The sequence below is a fragment of the Halomicrobium sp. HArcel3 genome, from assembly GCF_058933135.1.
Window position 1 is genome coordinate 81,501 of record NZ_JBZYDN010000007.1, and the last position, 18,284, is coordinate 99,784.

The following is an 18,284-nucleotide window of genomic DNA, read 5'->3' on the forward strand; positions in this document are numbered from 1 at the left end:
TAACGGAGACACACAATGTTCGAAGAAGCCATTCGCTATCCGTGGAAGGGAGCAGACAACGTGAAGAACGTCGCAATCGGAGGTATCCTTACCCTCCTCGGCGTGTTCCTCCTGCCGATGTTCTTCGTGCTCGGCTACGGGCTCGAAGTCATCCGGCGCGTGAGCAGGGGCGACGTCGCGGAACCGCCGGCCTGGGAAGACTGGGGGACGCTGTTCGTCGACGGCCTGAAGGTGTTCGTCATCTCGGTCGTCTACTCGCTGATCCCGGCCGCTCTGGTCGCCTTCGCGGTGTTCAGCTGGTTCGTGCCGGTAGTCGCGTCGAACGGCGGTGAACCCAGCGGCGGCCTGGCGGCCCTCGGCTTCCTGGTCGGCCTGGTGGTGTTCCTGCTCTCGATGGTCGTCGCGCTCGCGTTCGCGTACCTCGTGCCCGCCGCCATCGCGGCGTTCGCCCGGACCGACCGCCTCGGCTCGGCGTTCTCGCTCCGGGAGCTCCGGTCCATCGGCGGCCACCGCGGCTTCGCGGTCGCCTGGGTCGTCGCCTTCGCGGTGACGCTGGTCGCTTCGGCTATCAGCGGCGCCCTGTCCGCGACCGGGATCGGCGCCATCCTGGGCGCCTTCGTCGTCTACTACGGCACCATCGCGGCCGCCTACGCCATCGGCGAGGGGATCAGCGACCTGCCCGTCGTGGCTGAGCGCGAAGAGGTGGCCATCGACGAGTCGGCCGCGTAGGTCCCGGCCCGAATAACAGCACACTTGTTTTGCGAACCGGAAGTGACACCATATGCGTATCCAGGGCCGGGAGCAGACGGAGCAGGGTCGTGAGCGCGTCGAGCTCGTGCCGGAGACGCTCGACGACCTCTGGCACCTCACCTACGTTCTCGAACCCGGCGACACCGTCTCGGGGGACACCACCCGGCGCATCCAGCGCAACGACGACCAGATGCGCGACACCGGCGGGGAGCGCGAGCACATGTGGGTCGCGCTCCGCGTCGAGGACGTCGAGTTCGCGAAGTTCGCCAACCGCCTGCGGGTCAGCGGCGAGCTCGTGGGCTGCTCCCGGGAGGACCAGCTCGGCTTTCACCACACGCTCAACGTCGAACCGAACACCGAGATTGAGGTCGAGAAGTGGTGGAAGCCCGACCAGGAGGAGCGCCTGCAGGACGCCGTCGAGGCGACGGAGAACCCCGACGTCGCCATCGCCACCGTCGAAGAGGGCGAAGCCCACCTCCACACCGTCGCCCAGTATGGGACCGAGGAGCGGGCGACCATCACGGCGACGACCGGCAAGGGCGACTACGCTCGCCCGCGCGACGAACTGTTCGCCGAACTGACCGACGTGCTCCGCCGGCAGGACGTCGACGCCTACATCCTGGCTGGGCCGGGCTTCACCAAACAGGACGCGCTCGACTACATCCAGGACGAGGCGCCAGAAGTCGCGGAGAAGATGAGCGTCGTCGACACCAGCGGCGTCGGCGACCGCGGCGTCCACGAGGTGCTCAAGCGCGGCGCCGTCGAGGAGGTCCAGGCCGAGACTCGCATCGCGGAGGAGGCGGACAAGATAGACGAACTGACGAAGCGCATCGCCGAGGGGGCCAAGGTGGCCTACGGCCCCGAGTCCGTCGCCGAAGCGGCCGACTTCGGCGCCATCGAGGAGCTGCTGGTCCTCGACGAACACCTCCGGCGCGAGCGCTCGGCGGCGGAGTGGGACGTCGACGTCGACGAGATAATCGAGACGACCGAACAGAAGGGCGGGGAGGTAATCGTCTTCTCCGGCGAGTTCGACCCCGGGCAGCAACTCGCGAACCTCGGCGGCATCGCCGCGCTGTTGCGCTACCGCATCGAGTAGTTCAGTTTCTGATACCGGCGGCGAAACCGTTTTTTACCGGTACAGCTTCGTTCAGGTAATTCGGGCTTTCAGGAGGGCCACGTCACCACATGACATTCGAGGAACAGGCGGACTTCGCGAGCCAGGTAGCCGACCTCAACAAGTACGGCCAGGCGCTCAACCGGTGTGAGACAGTCGAAGAAGTCGTCTCGCTCACCCTGGAAGCGATGACGCTCCTGTTCGGCACCGCCCACTCCACCTTCGTCGAGGTAGACGATCGTGCCCTCCGCGTGAGCCACAGCACGAACCCCAGTCTCTCGCCCGGGGACGAAGCTGGCGAGATGGCCGTCGAGGCCTTCGAAAGCCGCGAGACCGTCGTCCGCGACGGTGCGGCGGCACGCGTCGACCCCGACTCCGGCGTGACGGCGGCGATGGCAGTGCCGGCGCAGATAGTCGACGAGGTGACCGCAGTCCTCGTGATGCGGTCGACCTCCCACGAAGCGTTCGGCGACGCGCACGTCCGGCCGATGGGCATCCTCGCGTCTCACGCGGCGACGGCGATCAGCAACATCCGGTCCCGGGAGCACCTCCAGCGGGCCCACCAGGACCTGGAGAGCCGCAAGGAGATGATCGAACTGTACGACCGGCTGTTGCGCCACGACCTGGGCAACGACCTCCAGGTCATCACGGGGTTCTCGGACGCGCTCGTCTCCGACCTCGACGGCGAGGCTCGCGAGCACGCCGAGCGAATCCACCGAGCGGCAGAGAGTTCGGCCGACCTCATCGACCGCGTCGGCGATCTCGTCTCGACGCTCGAAGCGCAGGACGAACCCGAACCGCGGAACCTGCGGGCCATCCTCACGAAAGTCGTCGAGGACAATCGGTCGCAGTTCGACGACCTCACCGTCGAGTTCGACCCGGCAACATGCGAGTACCGAACCTACGGCGGCGAACTGCTCGAATCGGTGTTCAGTAACCTCCTCTCGAACGCGGCCGTCCACAACGACGGGCCGGTGACCGTTCGAGTGTCCGTCGACGAGACCGGCCCCAGTGACGTGGTCGTGAGCGTCGACGACGACGGGAGCGGCATCCCCGACGGAGTTCGCGACGACGTCTTCGCGATGGGCGCCAAGGGCTCCGAGAGCACGGGGACCGGGTTCGGGCTGGGCTTCGTCCGCGCGCTCACCGAATCCTACGGCGGCGGCGTCAGCGTCGGGGACAGCGACCTGGGTGGGGCGGCGTTCCGCGTGCGATTAGAGCGGGTCTGAACGGGGACCAGTGACGGTCGGACTGAACGGGGATCGATGGTGAGCGGCGCGTCCAGAAACGCGGTTCGGGGGCGGTCGGGAGATTATTCTCCGGGGCCAGGCCGTGTAACAAGAGTTAATACCGAGACGCGTGCCGTTGTGCGTAGCATCCGCCAGCCCGCGTTCCGATGAACGTCATACTCCAGCAACCGTCGTCCGTCCTCGTCGTCAGCGAGAACGTGGAGACGGTAGCGACGATTCGAACGGCGCTCGCCGACGCGTCCGATACCGCCGTCCAACACGAACCAGACCCCGGCGACGCGCTGGACACGTTCGAGGACCACGACGATATCGGCTGCGTCGTCCTCGACGAGAGCGTGCCCGACGTCGCCCCCTTCCGGGCTGAACTCGCCGAACGGGACGACCTGCTGCCGGTCGTGTACCTCGCTCCCGAGGCCGACCGAGAGCTGCTCAGTCGCCTCTCGCGGTTCGAGTCCACGACGTACCTCCCGCGCCCGGTCGCCGAGTCGACACTGCGAGAGGTACTCGAGGAGTCGCGAGAGCGCTACTACCGCAAGCGCGTGACCGCCGAAGAGAGCGACATGCTGCGGGCGTTCACCTCTGAGCTCGAGATCCCCGTCTTCGTCAAGGACGAGGCGGGCCGACACCTGCGAATGACGGACGTCCCGGGCGGCGCCGACCAGGACGCCATCGTCGGCAAGACCGACCGCGAGGTGTACAGCTACGACCCGGAGGCCGCCGCCGAGTTCTACGCCGACGACATGCGCGTCGTCGAGCAGGGAGTTTCGATACACCAGCAGGACGAGGCGTCCGGCCCGCCGGGGAACCGACACTGGACGCGCGTCAGCAAGGTTCCCTGGCCAGCCGACGACGGGTCGAACAAGGGACTGATCGGCGTCGCGATGGACGTCACGGACCTCAAGGAGAAGGAACGCCGCGCCGAACAGTTGCGCGACCGCCTCGAACAGTTCGCGAGCTACATCAGTCACGACCTGCAGAACCCCCTCAACCTCGCCAGCGGCCACCTGGAGATGGGAAGAGAGCACGGGGACGAGGCCGCCCTCGACACGGCCGCGGCGGCCCTCGACCGCGTCGACGAGATGCTCACCGACCTGGATCATCTCGCCCGCCAGCCGCCGCGGGCCGGAGGCGGGGAGTACGTCGAGGTCCCGTTCGTCGCCCGACAGCTCTGGTCGTTCGTCGCGACCGAGGACGCCGATCTGGTCGTGGAGATGCCCGAACCCACGCGCATCAGGGCACCCGCACGGGAACTGCGGCCGTTGCTCGAGAACCTCCTCAGGAACGCTGTCGAACATAGTTCGACAAGCCGTCACTCGTCTGCGACTCGTGACGACGCCGTGGAGCATAGCTCCACGAGCCCCCCTTCGCACGCTCAGGAGGACGCCGTGATTCACGGCGGCGCCGACGTCACCGTCCGGGTCGGCGCCCTCGACGACGGGTTCTACGTGAGCGACGACGGGCCCGGCATCCCGCCGTCGGAGCGGGAGAAGGTCCTCCAGCGGGGGTACACGACGGCCGAGGACGGGAGCGGAACCGGCCTCGCACTGGTCGCGGAGGTCGCCGAGCGGAACGGCTGGTCGATACGGATAACCGAGAGCGCCGACGGCGGCGCCCGATTCGAGTTTCGCGACGCCCTCGTCGTTACGGAGCCCGAGAGCGAACACCAGACCGGCCCCAGCATTCGACTCACCGAGGAATCGGCCGTCTCCGGCGGCGAGGTCGCTGGGAGCGCGGATTACGACCCGAGTTCCGATACGTGGACGCTCCGGGGTGACACGGCCGCGGAGACTGGACCACGGTCGTTCTACGTCGCTCACGCCGTGACGGACGGCTCGGTCCGGATCCAGGCGCGACTGCGGACCGTCGACCACGTCCACGACCGGAGCAGCGCCGGCCTGTGGATCGGAGACGGTCTCGGCGAGACAGCCGCGTTCGGGTACGTCGGCCGCACTGTCGGCGGGCAGACGGAACTCGTCTACCGGCCCGAGCCCGGTGGCGACGTCGCGCAGACGATGCTGGTCGACGACGAGCGCCACGAGTGGTTCCGCCTGGAACGCACGGGCGAGACACTCACCTGCTCCGTCTCCGTCGACGGGACGGACTGGGTGGCCCTCGACCAGCGGCGGGTCGCGCTCGCGGACCCGGTGCGTCCCGGCCTCGCCGTCTCAAGCGCCGTCCCCGGCGACCCGTGCGAAGCGAGGTTCTCGACGGTCAGGGCCTACGAACTGGAGTGAGCGCCGTCGGCCTCGTCGAGGGTTACGGAGAGCCCGTCCTCGGCGAAGCGCACGTCCCCGTCGTAGTGGTCGCCCACGGAGTCCAGCATCTCCTCGTGACGGCCCTCCGTATGCGGATAGAGGTGGGTCAGGTACACGCGACCCAGGTCTGCGTCGGCCGCGGCCAGGGCCCCGCCGAGCTGGGACGGCGTCGGGTGGTTCGACACGTCGACGTCGTCGGGGAACGAGCAGTCGTGGGCCAGCACCGCCGACCCGTCCGCGAACTCGACCAGTTCGGGAAACGCCTCCGTGTCGCCGCTGAAGACGAACGGCGGGCCACCGTCGCCGCCCACGAACCGGTACGCGAAACACTGCATCGAGTGGCGAACCTCCATCGAGTCCACGTCGAACCCGGCGAGGGAGAACGAGTTCTCGACGTCGCGGACCGTCAGATCGAGGCGGCCCTGCATGTACCCGTGGAGGTCGAACAGCCCCTCGACGAACTCCCCAGTCCCGGGCGGTCCGGCGACGGTCAGTTCCGTCGCCCCGGCCAGCCAGCGAGCCTTGAGCAGAACGTCCAGGTCCGAGACGTGGTCGAGGTGGTGGTGCGTCAGGAGGACGGCGTCGACGCCCTCGTAGCCCGTCTCCGTCCGTTCGAGCGCGTGGAGGACGCCGCTGCCGCAGTCGACGAGCAGGCTGTGGTCGCCGGACTCGACGAGGAGACCCGTCTGGAAGCGGTGGCCAGTTGGCATCGCGGAACCAGTGCCGAGAAACGTGACGCGCATACGGGGACCGACTCGTGGGAGGGCCAAAGCAGTTGGCGTCAGCGGGAACCGTACTCAGGGACCCACGCCGTCGACGGGCGCAGGTGGCCGGCCGCGGGCCGCGGTGTCAGCGGCCGACAGACCCAGCGGGCAGTCTGGGTCTGGGGGAGGGCCCACGGTGGCGCGATTCAGTGTACACACCGGCATATCAAAACACCGCGCAAGACTCAAAACGGATTTTTAGCGACCGATAGCGGGGCACGTCGAAAGACGGTCCGGTCGAGAACGTCGAGAGGCAGTCCAGTCGAGAACGTCGAGAGGAAGTCCAGCCGAGCGACGACAGAGTGGCAGCCCGGTCGAGAGACGCCAGAGTGGCAGCGGTTCGGCGGCCGTCAGCGGCCGTACGTCTGGTAGCCCCACCAGCCGACCAGTAGTGCGACGACGAGCAGGCCACCGAGGAAGAAGGCCACACCAGGCGAGATGCCGGCGCTTCCGGCGACGGCTTCGGTCACTTGCGTGGTGGTGTCGAGCGACTCGCCGACGGGCGTCTGTGTCGGCGCCTCGGTCACGGTTTGAGTCGCGGTTTCGGTCGTGTCGGCGCTCTCGATAGTGAAGTTCCCGCCGCCGTCGCCAGTGTCGGCCCCCGATTCCGTGAGTGTCGACGTGGCCGCCTCGGTCTGGGTCGCGGCCTGGTCCTCGGCACCACTGAATTCGACGTCGGGGTCACCACCGTCCCCGGAGTCGGCCCCGCCTGCCCCCGACGACAGCGACACTACTCCACCGCCGCCGTCACGGCCGAGGAATCGCTGGACGGCGACGCTCGCAAGGGCGAGGATACCGACCGTCGGCAGCAACCGCTTGATCATCGTCCGCAGCGAGTCCTTGCGCTCGCGGGTTCCGACGAACAGCACCAGGGGGTCCTCCGGCGGCTCGTACACGTTCATCTCCTGGCCCTTCTCGGAGTAGCGGGTGCCGGCGACGGCGATGAGTTCCTCGTCTTCCAGTTTCTCCAGGTGGTAGGAGACCTTCTGGATCGACATGTCGAGCCGGTCGGCTATCTCGGAGGGGGTCCCGGGGTCGTCGTAGATCGCGTTCAGCACGGCCCGGGCGGTGTCGGAGGCGAGGGCGTCGAGCACGCCGTCGACGTCCTCGTCGACGCCGACCACCTCCATCTCGCCCTCCTGGGCCGTGCTGACGTCAGGACCTCGCGAGGGCAACAGCGACATACAGCAGTAGAGGAACGTCCGCCGTTAAGTATCTCGTGGACGCTCAGTCACGATTTGACCTTTCGCGGGTGGCGGTCCCGGTCAGTCGAGGACGGCCCCGAGTTCGTCGAGCGCCTGACTGTCCAGCGACTCCTGGGGCGGCCGAACGGTCCGGGAGTCGATGCGGTCGCGGTGGGCCAGCGCGGCCTTCACCGACGGGGCGAACCCGTGGTCCCGGCAGAACTCGAAGGCGGGATCGATGGTCTCGCGCTGGTGGCGGCGAGCGCGTTCCAGGTCGCCCTCGGTCACCGCCTCGGCCACCTCGTGGAACGCGTCAGGGGAGACGTGAGAGAGGGCGTTGATCCCGCCGTCGGCGCCCATCGCCAGCGACGGCAGGTACGCGGCGTCCCAGCCCTGGTAGACCTCGAAGTCGTCGGGGGTCCGCCGCAGGAGGTCCCCGAAGTACGTGAGGTCGCCGCCAGAGTCCTTGATACCGACGACCGACTCGTGGTCGGCGAGTTCGGCGACGGCGTCGACCTGGAGCGCCTGTCCAACGGTCTGGGGGATGTTGTACAGGTACGCCGGCAGCGGGGAGTCGTCGAGGACGGCCCGGAAGAACGCCGCGTTACCGTCGGCCGACGACTGGCCGCCGAAGTACGGGGGGACGACGAGCACCGAGTCCGCGCCGACCGCCGCCGCTTCCGTAATGTGCCGGCGAACCTCGCCGACGGCGGTTCCCCCGACGCCGGCCATCACCGGGACCCGATCGTCGGCGGCGTCGACGGTCGTCTCGACGACGGCGCGACGCTCCTCGTCGGTGAGCGCCGAGAACTCGCCCGTCGTCCCGCAGGGCACCAGGCCGTCGACGCCGGAATCCACGAGGTGGTCGACGAGCGTTTCGAGGCCGTCGAGGTCGACGGATCCGGTCTCGTTCATCGGCGTCACGACCGGACAGCGCAGATCGAAGGAATCGGTCATGGGAGCGGTTGCGGGGCTACCCGCATATGGTTTCACTTTCACTCCGGGGACCAAACCCACTTGACTGCGCGGCCCCTCGGATAGAGCAGATGGGCGGACGAGAGCGACTCGCAGCGGTCGAACCAACTTTCGATCCCAGTGACGTCGCCATCGACGACGCGGACGTGCTCGAACTGCTGGAGCCGGTGGTCCAAGAGTGGTGGTCCGAGCAATTCGGCGAGTTCGTCCCCGACAACGGCGGCTTCTTCACGCCGCCCCAGAAGGAAGCCATCCCGCTCATCCACGAGCGGGAGAACGCCCTCATCGCCGCGCCGACGGGGTCGGGAAAGACGCTCGCCAGCTTTACCGGCATCATCAACGAGCTATTCTGCAAGGCCCGGGAGGAAGAACTCGAAAACAGCGTCTACTGCCTCTACGTCTCGCCGCTGAAGTCCCTGGCCAACGACATCCACCGGAATCTGGAGGTGCCCCTCGCCGGCATCACTGAGAAACTCGACGAGCGTGGCGAGGACGTCGAGCTACGCCACGCCATCCGCCACGGCGACACGAGCGATGCAGAGCGCAGCAAGATGCTGGAGACGACGCCCCACATCCTCAACACGACGCCGGAGACGCTCGCCATCCTGCTCAACAGTCCGAAGTTCCGCGAGAAACTCCGGACGGTGGAGTACGTCGTCGTCGACGAAATCCACAGTCTCGCCGAGAACAAGCGCGGTACGCACCTCTCGGTGTCGCTGGAACGGCTGGAGGAGATGGCCCACGGTTCGCCGACCCGCATCGGCTGTTCGGCGACGGTCGAGCCGCTGTCGACGATGGCGGAGTATCTGGTGGGCTGCGAGGTCGACCAGGAGGAGACCTCGCAGAATACGAGCGGGAACGAAGTGACACGCGAGCCGCGCGACTACGAGATCGTCGACGCCCGTTTCGCCCGCGAGTTCGACGTGGAGCTGACCTGTCCGACGGACGACCTCATCAACACGCCCCGCGACGTCGTCCAGGGTCGGTTCTACGGCCAGCTTCACGACCTGATCCAGCGCCACACGAACACGCTCGTCTTCACCAACACGCGCTCGGGCGCCGAGCGCGTCCTGCACAACCTACGAGAGGACTACGACGCCTACGACGAGGAGAACTCCGGCTGCCACCACGGCAGCCTCTCGAAGGACCGGCGCCAGGAGATAGAGGAGCAACTGAAGGAAGGGAGCCTCGACGTGGTGACCACCTCGACGAGCCTGGAACTCGGCATCGACATGCCCCACATCGACCTCGTCGTGCAGGTCGGTTCCCCGAAGTCCGTGGCGTCCCTCCTCCAGCGTATCGGCCGCGCCGGTCACCAGCTCGGCCAGACGGTCACGGGCAGGGTCGTCGCGCTGGACCGCGACGAACTGATCGAGTGTGCGGTGATGCTCAAGAAGGCTCACGAGGGGTTCGTCGACAGAGTGTTCGTCCCCGAGAACGCACAGGACGTCGCCGCCCAGCACGTCTACGGGATGGCGATCAACGACGTCCGCCGCGAAGAAGACGTCAAAGCGACCCTTCAGCGCGCGTATCCCTACCGGAACTACGACGACGCCGACTGGGAGCAGTTGCTGCGCTACCTGACGGCCGACTACGCCGGGATGGAGGACAAGAACGTCTACGCCAAGATATGGCGCGACGAGAACGACGCGCCCGACGGCGAGCACCACTACGACCAGTTCCCCGTCGGCGAGCCGCTGATCGGCAAGCGTGGCCGGCTCGCCCGGGTCATCTACATGACCAACATCGGCACCATCCCGGACTCGTTCACCTGCGACGTCTACACCCGGAGCGGCGACGACTGGGTCGGTCAGCTCGACGAGGAGTACCTCGACACGCTGGAGAAGGGCGACGTCTTCGTCCTCGGCGGTGACCACTTCCAGTACAGCTACCGCCGCGGATCGAAAGTGTACGTCGACCGGACGAGCGCCCGCCCCACGGTCCCCTCGTGGTTCTCCGAGCGTCTCCCGCTCTCGTACGACCTGGGCCAGGAGATACTCCAGTTCCAGCGAGAGTTCCTCGACAAACTGGGCCAGGGCGGGCCGCCGGCGATCAGACACTGGCTCCGGGAGCACCCACTGGACGAGAACAGCGTCCGCGCTATCACGCGGATGCTCTCCGAGCAGGTCGCCTACGCGGGATCGAACTCGCTGTCGACGGACGAGCGCCTCGTCGTCGAGGAGGCACTGGACCACGACGAGTACGAACGGCACTACTACGTCCACTCGGGCTACGGCCGGCGGTTCAACGACGGTTTCTCGCGCCTGCTGGCCTACCGCGTCGCCCAGGCTACCAGCGCCAACGTCAAGGTCGCCGTCGCGGACAACGGGTTCACCCTCTCGATGCCGCTCAACCGGAAGGTCGGCGTGGAGGGACTGCTCACCGACATCGAACCGGACGACGTGAGAAACGACCTCCGGCGAGCGCTCCAGGGAACGGACCTCCTCCAGCGGTACTTCCGTATCAACGCGACGCGCTCGCTGATGATCCTCAAGCGGTACAAGGGCTACGAGAAATCGGCCGCCGAGCAGCAGGTCAGCTCCGAGATGCTGCTGAGCTTCGCGGAGGACCTGGAGGAGTTCGCCGTCATCGAGGAGACCTACCGCGAAATCCTGGAGGACAAACTCAACGTCGCCGGCATCGAGGAGGTGACCGGCGCCATCCAGCGCGGCGACCTCTCGGTCGAGACGGTCCGCGTCGACTCGCCCTCGCCCCGCGCGTTCGGTCTGGCGACGCTGGCCGCGACGGACGTCGTCCTCGCCGAGGACGAGTCGGCCGTCCTGCAGGAGTTCCACCGCCGCGTCCTCGACGAGATAGACGGCGATGGAAGCGCCGGACAGAGCCCGCCAGTCGAGAGCGAGTGAGGTATGAGCGACCGGACGGCTGCCCGCAAACCGGCCGATCCGCCGCGACCGACGACAACCCTTTTTGACCTCCCCTGCGCCGTTCGGCCCATGGAACGCCCTCACTCGCGGGTCCGGCTGCTGTGGATCGGTCGCGCCCTCCTGACCGCCACGGTGCTGGCCGTCGTCGCGTTCGTCGTCGGTCGGGTGGTCCCCGAGCGGTTCTTCACCGTGAGTACCGCACTCGTCGCGGCGATATGGGTCGCCGCCACTCTCCTCGGCGCTGTCCACGCGCTGCTGTACTACCGGAGCTGGCGCTTCGAGATACAGGACGACGCGCTGTACCTCGTCAGAGGCGTCGTCACCGAGGTCGAGACCGCCGTCCCCTACGTCCGCGTCCAGCACGTCGACACCCAGCGAGGCCCCGTCGAGCGTCTGGTCGGCCTGTCGAGTCTCGTCGTCTACACGGCCGGGACCCGCGGCGCGGACATCTCGATCCCCGGCCTCACGCCGGAGCGGGCGAATCGACTGCGCGAACGCCTGCGCGACCTCGCCATCGAGAGCGAGGGGTCCGACGCGGTATGAGGCGACTCCACCCCCTCAGCGCCGTCCAGCGGGTGATCGGGACGGCCTTCCAGTTCGGAAGCACCGGGTTCTTCCTCGGCGTGATGTTGACAGGGCCGCTGGGACTCGCCCCGTTCTGGGTCACGTTCGCGCTCGGCGGCGCGGGCCTGCTCGGCGGCGCCGCCTACGGCGTCGCCCGCTATCTACGATTCACCTACGAGACGGCCGGCGACACCCTCGCCGTCTCGTCGGGCGTGTTCAACCGCCAAGAACGAGAGATTCCCCTCGGTCGGGTCCAGAACGTCGACGTCAGCCGGAACCTGATCCAGCGGGCGCTCGGCCTCGCCGTCGTCAACTTCGAGACGGCGGGCGGCGGCTCGACGGAGGCGGTCCTGAACGCCGTCGACCTGGCGGAGGCGCGACGACTCCAGGAGTTCGTCGCTGCCCACGGTCGCGAGGCGATGGACGAAGCCAGCGGAACCATCAGCGAGGACGGCGAATCGGCGCCGTCGACGGCATCGGCCGGCGCCGACAGAGCAGGCGCTGTCGAGACAGGTGGCGACAGAGCGGCCGGCGGTGGCGTGGCCGGTGACGCATCGAGCGACGGGGCGACGACGGCCCGGCGACGCTCGCCGGAGGAAGAAGATCTCTACCGCCTCGACCACGCCGACTTGCTCCGGCTCGGTGCGATGACGGCGAAACCGGGCGCGCCGGTTCTCGTCGTCGTCGGGACGCCCTTCTTCGGCGACCTGGCCCTCGCCGTCCTGTCCGCGACGACCGCGGCCCTCGGCGGTCCCGAGACGGTGGCCTTCGAACTGCTGCCGACTTACTCGCCGACCGAACTCGCCATCGTCGCGGCTGTGACGCTCGTCGAGTTCGCCCTCGCCACGCTGGTAGTGAGTGCCGTCCTCACGATGATCGAGTTCTACGACTTCCGGCTCAGGCGCGTCGGCGACGAACTCCGCTACGAGCGGGGCTTTCTCAACCGCTACAGCGGGTCGATCCCCGTCGAGAAGATACAGACGGTGTCGATAAAGGAGACGGCGCCGATGCGGGCGCTCGGCTACGCCGGCCTCTCCGTGGAGACGGCGGGCTACGGGCCCGGCGCGAACGACGGACAGGCGTCGAACACGGCCATCCCACTCGACGACAGAGCGACCGTCACCGCGCTGGCCGAATCGCTCGGGGAGTTCGAGACGCCGGCGGTCGAGCGGCCACCCCGACGCGCGCGCCGGCGATACGTCGTCAGGTTCGCGCTCCTGCCGCTCGCGCTCACGGCCGTCCTCCTCCTCGTCGACCGGTTGCTGCTCGGCGTCGGCTGGTGGTACGCGCCGCTGGCGCTGCTGGTCCTCGCACCAGTCGCCGGCCACCTCACGTGGAAGCACCGCGGACACGCGACGACAGACGACGTCTTCGTCGCCCGCAGCGGATTCTGGACCCGGACGACGCGGGCGGTCCCCTACTACCGCGTCCAGACGGTCATCGGAAGCCGGAGCGTGTTCCAGCGGTACCGCGACCTGGCCAGCGTCACCGCCGACACCGCCAGCACCTCGAGCCTGATGGGCGGCGACGCGACGGCCCACGACGTGGACGACGCGACGGCCCGGGCGCTCCACGACGCCCTTCGCACGCGTCTCGGGGAGGACATCCAGCGTCGACGCGCCGAAGGGAGCGACGGGAGCACCGACGCGCTCCGGTGACTCCGCCGGGACGAGTCGGATCCCCGAACACGCACCCCTCGTCGAGCGTTCGCGGGTTCGAAAAGACGAGTTCTCCGGACGGCGTGTCCACCGCGTCCGGACGGACGAGTGTTCGATGCCCGGTATTATCGCGGCTTCGACGCTCGCCGGACAGCGTCCAGCGGGAGGCGGCGGACGAGCGCGGGCAAGCGGAGTATCCCCGCCACGAGAAGCGCGTACGCGAATACGACGAGCGCCGGTTCGGCGAGTCCGTCGGCCAGTTCGTCGGTCAAGAAGACGAACGGAACGCCGACTGCAGTCAGGACGACGCCGTGGAAGCGAGACTGGAGTTCTGCCAGGCCGTCCAGACGGAGACTCCCGACCGCACCACCGAGGCTCCCGCCGAGGGCGAGCAACGCCTCGGCACCGAGCGCCGTGACGACCACTGCCGGGACCGAGACGACCGCCGCGAGCGCGAACCCGCGAGTCGGGTCGTCGCCGACGACGCGCACGCAGACGGCGAGCAGGACGAGTCCGAGCGCTGTCCCGACGACCACGTCGCCGAGGTAGTGCATCCCGAGGACGACTCTGGAGAGTCCGACGAGTCCGACGAGGACAGCGACGGCGACGACGGCCCGGTGGTCGTCGAGGCGGTCCCGGACGGCCAGGAGGCCACCGTAGACGACCACGGCCGCGACGGTGTGGCCGCTCGGAAATCCGTGCGGGTCCGCTTCGAGGGGGATCAGTCGAACCGTCTCGGGCGGTCGTGGGAGCCCCATCGCGGCCTTGAGCCCGATGACGACTGCCAGCGCGATCAGCGCGTAGCTGACCACGGCGGCCGTCGACCGCCGCTCGTCGAGCCAGTAGAGGAGCGACAGCGCGAACAGCAGGAACGTCGCGCTCCCGAACGCCGTTATCACCCCGAACGGCTCCGCCGCGCCCGCCGGGACCGACTCCCAGATCAGCCGCGAGAGTGCTTCGAGCCGGTACATAGCCGGCCTGTCCGATGGGAGCGGCTTAAACAGACGGGATTCAGCGCGCCCACCCGACCATGCGGCCGTACACCTCGTCGGTCGCCAGCGCGTCCGCGTCGCCGACGAGGACGAGCGCCTTCTTCGCCCGGGTCAGCGCGACGTTGATCCGCCGGTAGTCCTCGAAGATGGGGCCGTCGAGCGACCCAGTCGCGGTGAACGAGACGATGATGACCTCCTTGCTGGATCCCTGGAACCGGTCGACGGTGTCGACGGCGACGTCCTCCGGGACGTGCTTGCCGATTTCGGCGACCTGGGCGCGGTAGGGTGCGATGACGCCGACGTCACCCGGATCCAGGCCGGCGTCCACATACGCGGAGACGACGCGGGCGACCTCGGCGGCCTCCGTCGGGTTGGTGTTCCCCTCGGCGCTCCCGTCCGGGTCGACGAACGCCGCGCCGTCCCGGAGGTTCTCGGGGAGCGACTCGGGGTCGACGTCCGGCAGGTCGCCGATACGCTGGGCGGCGACCTCACCGGTGGCGGGGCGCAACTGGTTGTCGTAGAACTCCCGCGAAGAGAACGCCTGAATGCGCTGGGCCATCCGGTACTGGCGGTCGAGCAGGACGCTGGCGTCGGGGTACTCGTCGATGAGGCGCTCGAACAGCGAGCGCCCGAGCACCTCGTTGGCCTTCTCGGAACTGACCACGGGTGGCAACTGCTGGTGGTCGCCGACCAGCACGAAGCGGTCGGCCCGCGCCGTCGCGGCGAGCGTGCCCGGCTCAGTTAGCTGGCCGGCCTCGTCGACGACGGCGGTGTCGAACTCCTGGGTCCGCATGATACGCGAACTGCACGAGGCCGTCGTCGCGGCGACGACGGCGGCGTCTTCGAGTTGACTCACGCACTCGTCCGGGTCGCCGGCGGTGTCGAGGCGGTACTGCTGCATGTCGTCGCGGACACCGCTCTCGGTGCCGACGCGGACGATGTCTTCGAATCCCTGGTCCTCCAGCGCTTCGAGGCAGTTGTCGACCGCGCGGTTGGTAAAGGCCGAGAGGAGGACCGTATCACCGCGGTCGACGCACGCCCGGACAATCTGAGCGAGGGTGTAGGTCTTGCCGGTCCCCGGCGGGCCGTGAACGAGCGCGAAGTCCTCGGCACCGACGGCCAGCCGGACGGCCTCGTTCTGGGCGTCGTTGTTGTCGACGAAAGTCTCCTCGACGGGTTGGAACTCCGGCCCTCTCCGCCCGAAGAGCACGTCCTTCTGTTCCGGTGGGCGGGTGAGCACGGCGTCGTGGAGCGCCGTGAGCATCCGGTCGGTCCCGATCTCGGAGGGGTAGACGTCGAGCCGGCGGAGTTCGACCGGTTCGTCTGAGCTGACGATGATCTCGTCTTCGTCCAGTCTCTCGATCCGACAGAGTTCGGCGGCGCCCGTGATCGGATCGCCGTCGCTCGCCAGCGCGAGGTCGCCCTCGCGGATCTTCGAGACGGCGCTGGTGCCCGTCGCCCGCAGTTCCCACTGGCCGTCGTCGAGTTGCGTCTGGCCGGCCGGTTCGAGGTCCACGAGCGCGCGGTCGTCGTCGGCCCGCTCCTGGGGCGTCTGGTCCCAGAGCTTCGCGTACTCGCGGTGGACGGCCCGACGCTCCTGCTCGATGGCCTGGTAGAACCGGTCGAAGTACGCCCGCTCTTCCTCGGGAATCGCCGACCCGATCTTGCCGGCCTTGGACTCCTGGTCGAGGCGGCCCGAGACGACCATGCAGGTGTCCTGCTCGAAGCAGTACTCGCACTTGGCGTCGGCCTCGTAGCCCGTCGGGACGCTGGCGTCGTACTCCATCGCCGCGATCTCGTTGCGCGTCCGGACGACGAAGTTCAGCAGGCCGCCGTTGATGGAGAACTCCTTGGCCGGCGAGAGGTCGCCCGACTCCTCGGTGCGCTCGACGGCGGCGTTCTTGGTGTACAGCAGCGTCCCGGTGTCGGGCGCCTCCCCGTTTCGCTCTTCGAGGATGAGCGCGTAACAGGCGGCCTGGATCTTGTCCTGGAAGCGCGGGTCACGTTTGGTGTTCTTCCCGGTCTTCAGTTCGACCGGCATCCCGCGACGGACGGCGTCGGCCCGCCCCTTCATCCCGAATCGCTCGGAGACGAGCGTCATCTCGGAGCGCCACTCGTCTTCTTCGGTGAGGAGTCCCTGCTGGAGCCACCCCTCGATGGCGGAGGCGTGGTCCCGGACCTCCTGGCGTACCTCGTCGGCGTCCCGTCCGAGCAGGCCCAGATCCAGGCCGGCGTCGTCGACGTGGTCGTCGATGGCGTCCTCCAGGTCGCGTCCGCGGAGCAGGTCGCCGAACACCTCGTGGACGATGGTCCCTTTCACGACCGGGTATGCGTGGTCGGTGCCGCCGATCTTGTTGAGGTAGTACATCCGCGGACACTGCACCCACGAGCGGACGTCGGTCACGTCGACGAGGAAGGTCGGTTCCACGACCAGGGTGGCGTCGCCGCCGACCGAGTACTGGGTCTCGCCCTGGTACTCGCGCTCCTCGGGGTCGTAGACGGCCACCTCCATCCCCGGTTCGAGGTAGTCGGCCGTCTCCGCCCACTTGCCCCACAGCGTCGCCGTGACCGGTTCGGCGACGCCGCCCTCGGGTTTGAACGTCACCTCGCAGAGGTCGCTCTCGCCGTACTGGGTGTTCACCGTCTTGGCGTCGGATACGTCCACGACGACCCCGCGTAATTGCACGGGCGAAGGCAAGAGAGCGGTCGGAAAAACCCTGTCGGTCGTCGGATGGGGCGTTAATCTACCTGGGACGGGCTGTCGGCGAACGTGTCTCCCTCGCCGGGCGATCCGTCGGTCTCGGTCGACCCGTCGGAGTCGGGCTGGTCCGTGGTCGGTTGGGCCGCGTCGGCGTCGCCTGCAGAGGCTGCTGCGTCCGTCGACTCGCTCCCGTCCGCTGACTCGCTCCCGTCCGGCGACACTGCGGGGACGTCGAGGGCATCGAGCGCGTCCCGAATCACGTCTCCAGGCTGGACTCCCTCGACGGTCGCTTCGGTCGTGAGCACGAGTCGGTGGGCCATCGTCGTCTCGGCGAGGCGCTTGACGTCGTCGGGGGCGACGTACCGCCGTCCGGCGATGAGCGCCGCGGCGCGGGCGGCCTCGAACACGCGCTGGACGCCGCGGGGCGAGACGCCGACGTCGACCCGGTCGTCACTCCGCGTCGCTCGTGCGACGTCGACGATGTAGCGGCGGACCTTCTCGTCGACGCGGACGTCCTCGGCCAGGTCCTGTAACTCGACGACGCGCTCGCGGTCGACGACCGATTCGACGCTGGGCGAGAGCGTCCGACGACTGGCCCGACGGTCGAGCAGGGCCATCTCCCCGTCGACGTCCGGGTAGCCGAACGAGGTCTTCACGCTGAAACGGTCGCGCTGGGCCTCGGGGAGACGGAAGGTTCCCTCCTGCTCGATGGGGTTCTGCGTCGCGATGACGACGAACGGCTCGGGGAGGTCGTAGGTCGTCCCGTCGACGCTGACCTGCCCCTCCTCCATTGCTTCGAGCAGGGCAGCCTGCGTTTTTGGGGGAGCGCGATTGATCTCGTCGGCCAGCACGACGTTGGCGAACACCGGCCCCTTCGAGAACTCGAACTCCTTCGTGTGCTCGTCGTAGACGTTCGACCCGGTGACGTCGGCGGGCAACAGGTCCGGGGTGAACTGGATGCGCTGGAACTCCAGGCCCAGCGCCTCGGCGAACACCCGCGCCGTGACGGTCTTGCCCGTCCCGGGGACGTCTTCGAGGAGGACGTGACCCTTCGAGACGACGGCGGCCAGGATAGCCAGCAGGACCCCCCGCTCGACCACCGCGGCTTCTTCCACCCGTTCGACCACGTCGAGGCAGGTGTCGGCGGCGGCCTCGACCGTCCGACCCTGCAGCTCGTCTGTCATACGAACGA

General features: G+C 68.3%; 13 protein-coding genes. 7 read left to right on the plus strand and 6 right to left on the minus strand.

The features are described from left to right. The first annotated feature begins 15 nt into the window (after positions 1-15). The 4 genes from AC5FRV_RS16320 to AC5FRV_RS16335 all read left to right on the plus strand — a co-directional run bounded on the left by AC5FRV_RS16320 (position 16) and on the right by AC5FRV_RS16335 (position 5,348). Positions 16-729 carry a DUF4013 domain-containing protein gene (locus AC5FRV_RS16320; protein ID WP_493562151.1) on the plus strand — a complete coding sequence of 238 codons (714 nt, stop codon included), beginning with the start codon at positions 16-18 and terminating at the stop codon, positions 727-729. Between the two features lie 52 nt (positions 730-781). Next, positions 782-1,846, plus strand: coding sequence for an mRNA surveillance protein pelota (locus AC5FRV_RS16325; RefSeq protein WP_493562152.1), 1,065 nt, complete (start codon positions 782-784; stop codon positions 1,844-1,846). Between the two features lie 89 nt (positions 1,847-1,935). After that, positions 1,936-3,093 (plus strand): sensor histidine kinase, encoded by a 1,158-nt coding sequence (locus tag AC5FRV_RS16330; RefSeq protein ID WP_493562153.1) that lies wholly within the window; start codon positions 1,936-1,938, stop codon positions 3,091-3,093. 167 nt (positions 3,094-3,260) lie between these two features. Then, positions 3,261-5,348, plus strand: coding sequence for an ATP-binding protein (locus AC5FRV_RS16335; protein WP_493562154.1), 2,088 nt, complete (start codon positions 3,261-3,263; stop codon positions 5,346-5,348). Here the strand turns inward: AC5FRV_RS16335 and AC5FRV_RS16340 are convergent. The 3 genes from AC5FRV_RS16340 to dapA form a co-directional block, all read right to left on the minus strand. Next, complete coding sequence (locus AC5FRV_RS16340) at positions 5,333-6,112, minus strand: MBL fold metallo-hydrolase (protein WP_493562155.1); 780 nt, start codon at positions 6,110-6,112, stop codon at positions 5,333-5,335. The two genes, AC5FRV_RS16335 and AC5FRV_RS16340, sit on opposite strands and share 16 nt — an antisense overlap. Positions 6,113-6,483: 371 nt before the next feature. After that, the gene (locus tag AC5FRV_RS16345; RefSeq protein WP_493562156.1) at positions 6,484-7,317 is read right to left on the minus strand and encodes an ArsR/SmtB family transcription factor; all 834 of its coding nucleotides are present in this window, start codon (positions 7,315-7,317) and stop codon (positions 6,484-6,486) included. An 81-nt stretch (positions 7,318-7,398) separates the two neighbouring features. Beyond that, positions 7,399-8,274 carry a 4-hydroxy-tetrahydrodipicolinate synthase gene (gene dapA / locus AC5FRV_RS16350; protein WP_493562157.1) on the minus strand — a complete coding sequence of 292 codons (876 nt, stop codon included), beginning with the start codon at positions 8,272-8,274 and terminating at the stop codon, positions 7,399-7,401. Between the two features lie 89 nt (positions 8,275-8,363). Between dapA and AC5FRV_RS16355 the strand changes: the two genes are divergently transcribed. The 3 genes from AC5FRV_RS16355 (at position 8,364) to AC5FRV_RS16365 (ending at position 13,399) form a co-directional block, all read left to right on the plus strand. After that, positions 8,364-11,156 (plus strand): ATP-dependent helicase, encoded by a 2,793-nt coding sequence (locus AC5FRV_RS16355; protein ID WP_493562158.1) that lies wholly within the window; start codon positions 8,364-8,366, stop codon positions 11,154-11,156. 90 nt (positions 11,157-11,246) lie between these two features. Continuing rightward, positions 11,247-11,720, plus strand: a complete 474-nt coding sequence (locus AC5FRV_RS16360) for a PH domain-containing protein (protein WP_493562159.1) — start codon at positions 11,247-11,249, stop codon at positions 11,718-11,720. Then, positions 11,717-13,399: a PH domain-containing protein gene (locus tag AC5FRV_RS16365; protein WP_493562160.1), complete on the plus strand. Its 1,683-nt coding sequence runs from the start codon at positions 11,717-11,719 to the stop codon at positions 13,397-13,399. The genes AC5FRV_RS16360 and AC5FRV_RS16365 overlap by 4 nt, the downstream gene beginning before the upstream one ends. A gap of 125 nt (positions 13,400-13,524) precedes the next feature. Here the strand turns inward: AC5FRV_RS16365 and AC5FRV_RS16370 are convergent, their stop codons facing one another. The 3 genes from AC5FRV_RS16370 to AC5FRV_RS16380 are packed head-to-tail and all read right to left on the minus strand — an operon-like array spanning position 13,525 to position 18,276. Next, complete coding sequence (locus AC5FRV_RS16370; RefSeq protein WP_493562161.1) at positions 13,525-14,370, minus strand: phosphatase PAP2 family protein; 846 nt, start codon at positions 14,368-14,370, stop codon at positions 13,525-13,527. A gap of 40 nt (positions 14,371-14,410) precedes the next feature. Then, a complete protein-coding gene (locus tag AC5FRV_RS16375; protein ID WP_493562162.1) occupies positions 14,411-17,077 on the minus strand; it encodes an AAA domain-containing protein in 2,667 nt (888 codons plus the stop codon). Positions 17,078-17,130: 53 nt separating this feature from the next. Next, positions 17,131-18,276, minus strand: a complete 1,146-nt coding sequence (locus tag AC5FRV_RS16380) for an AAA family ATPase (protein WP_493562163.1) — start codon at positions 18,274-18,276, stop codon at positions 17,131-17,133. Positions 18,277-18,284: the final 8 nt, after the last annotated feature.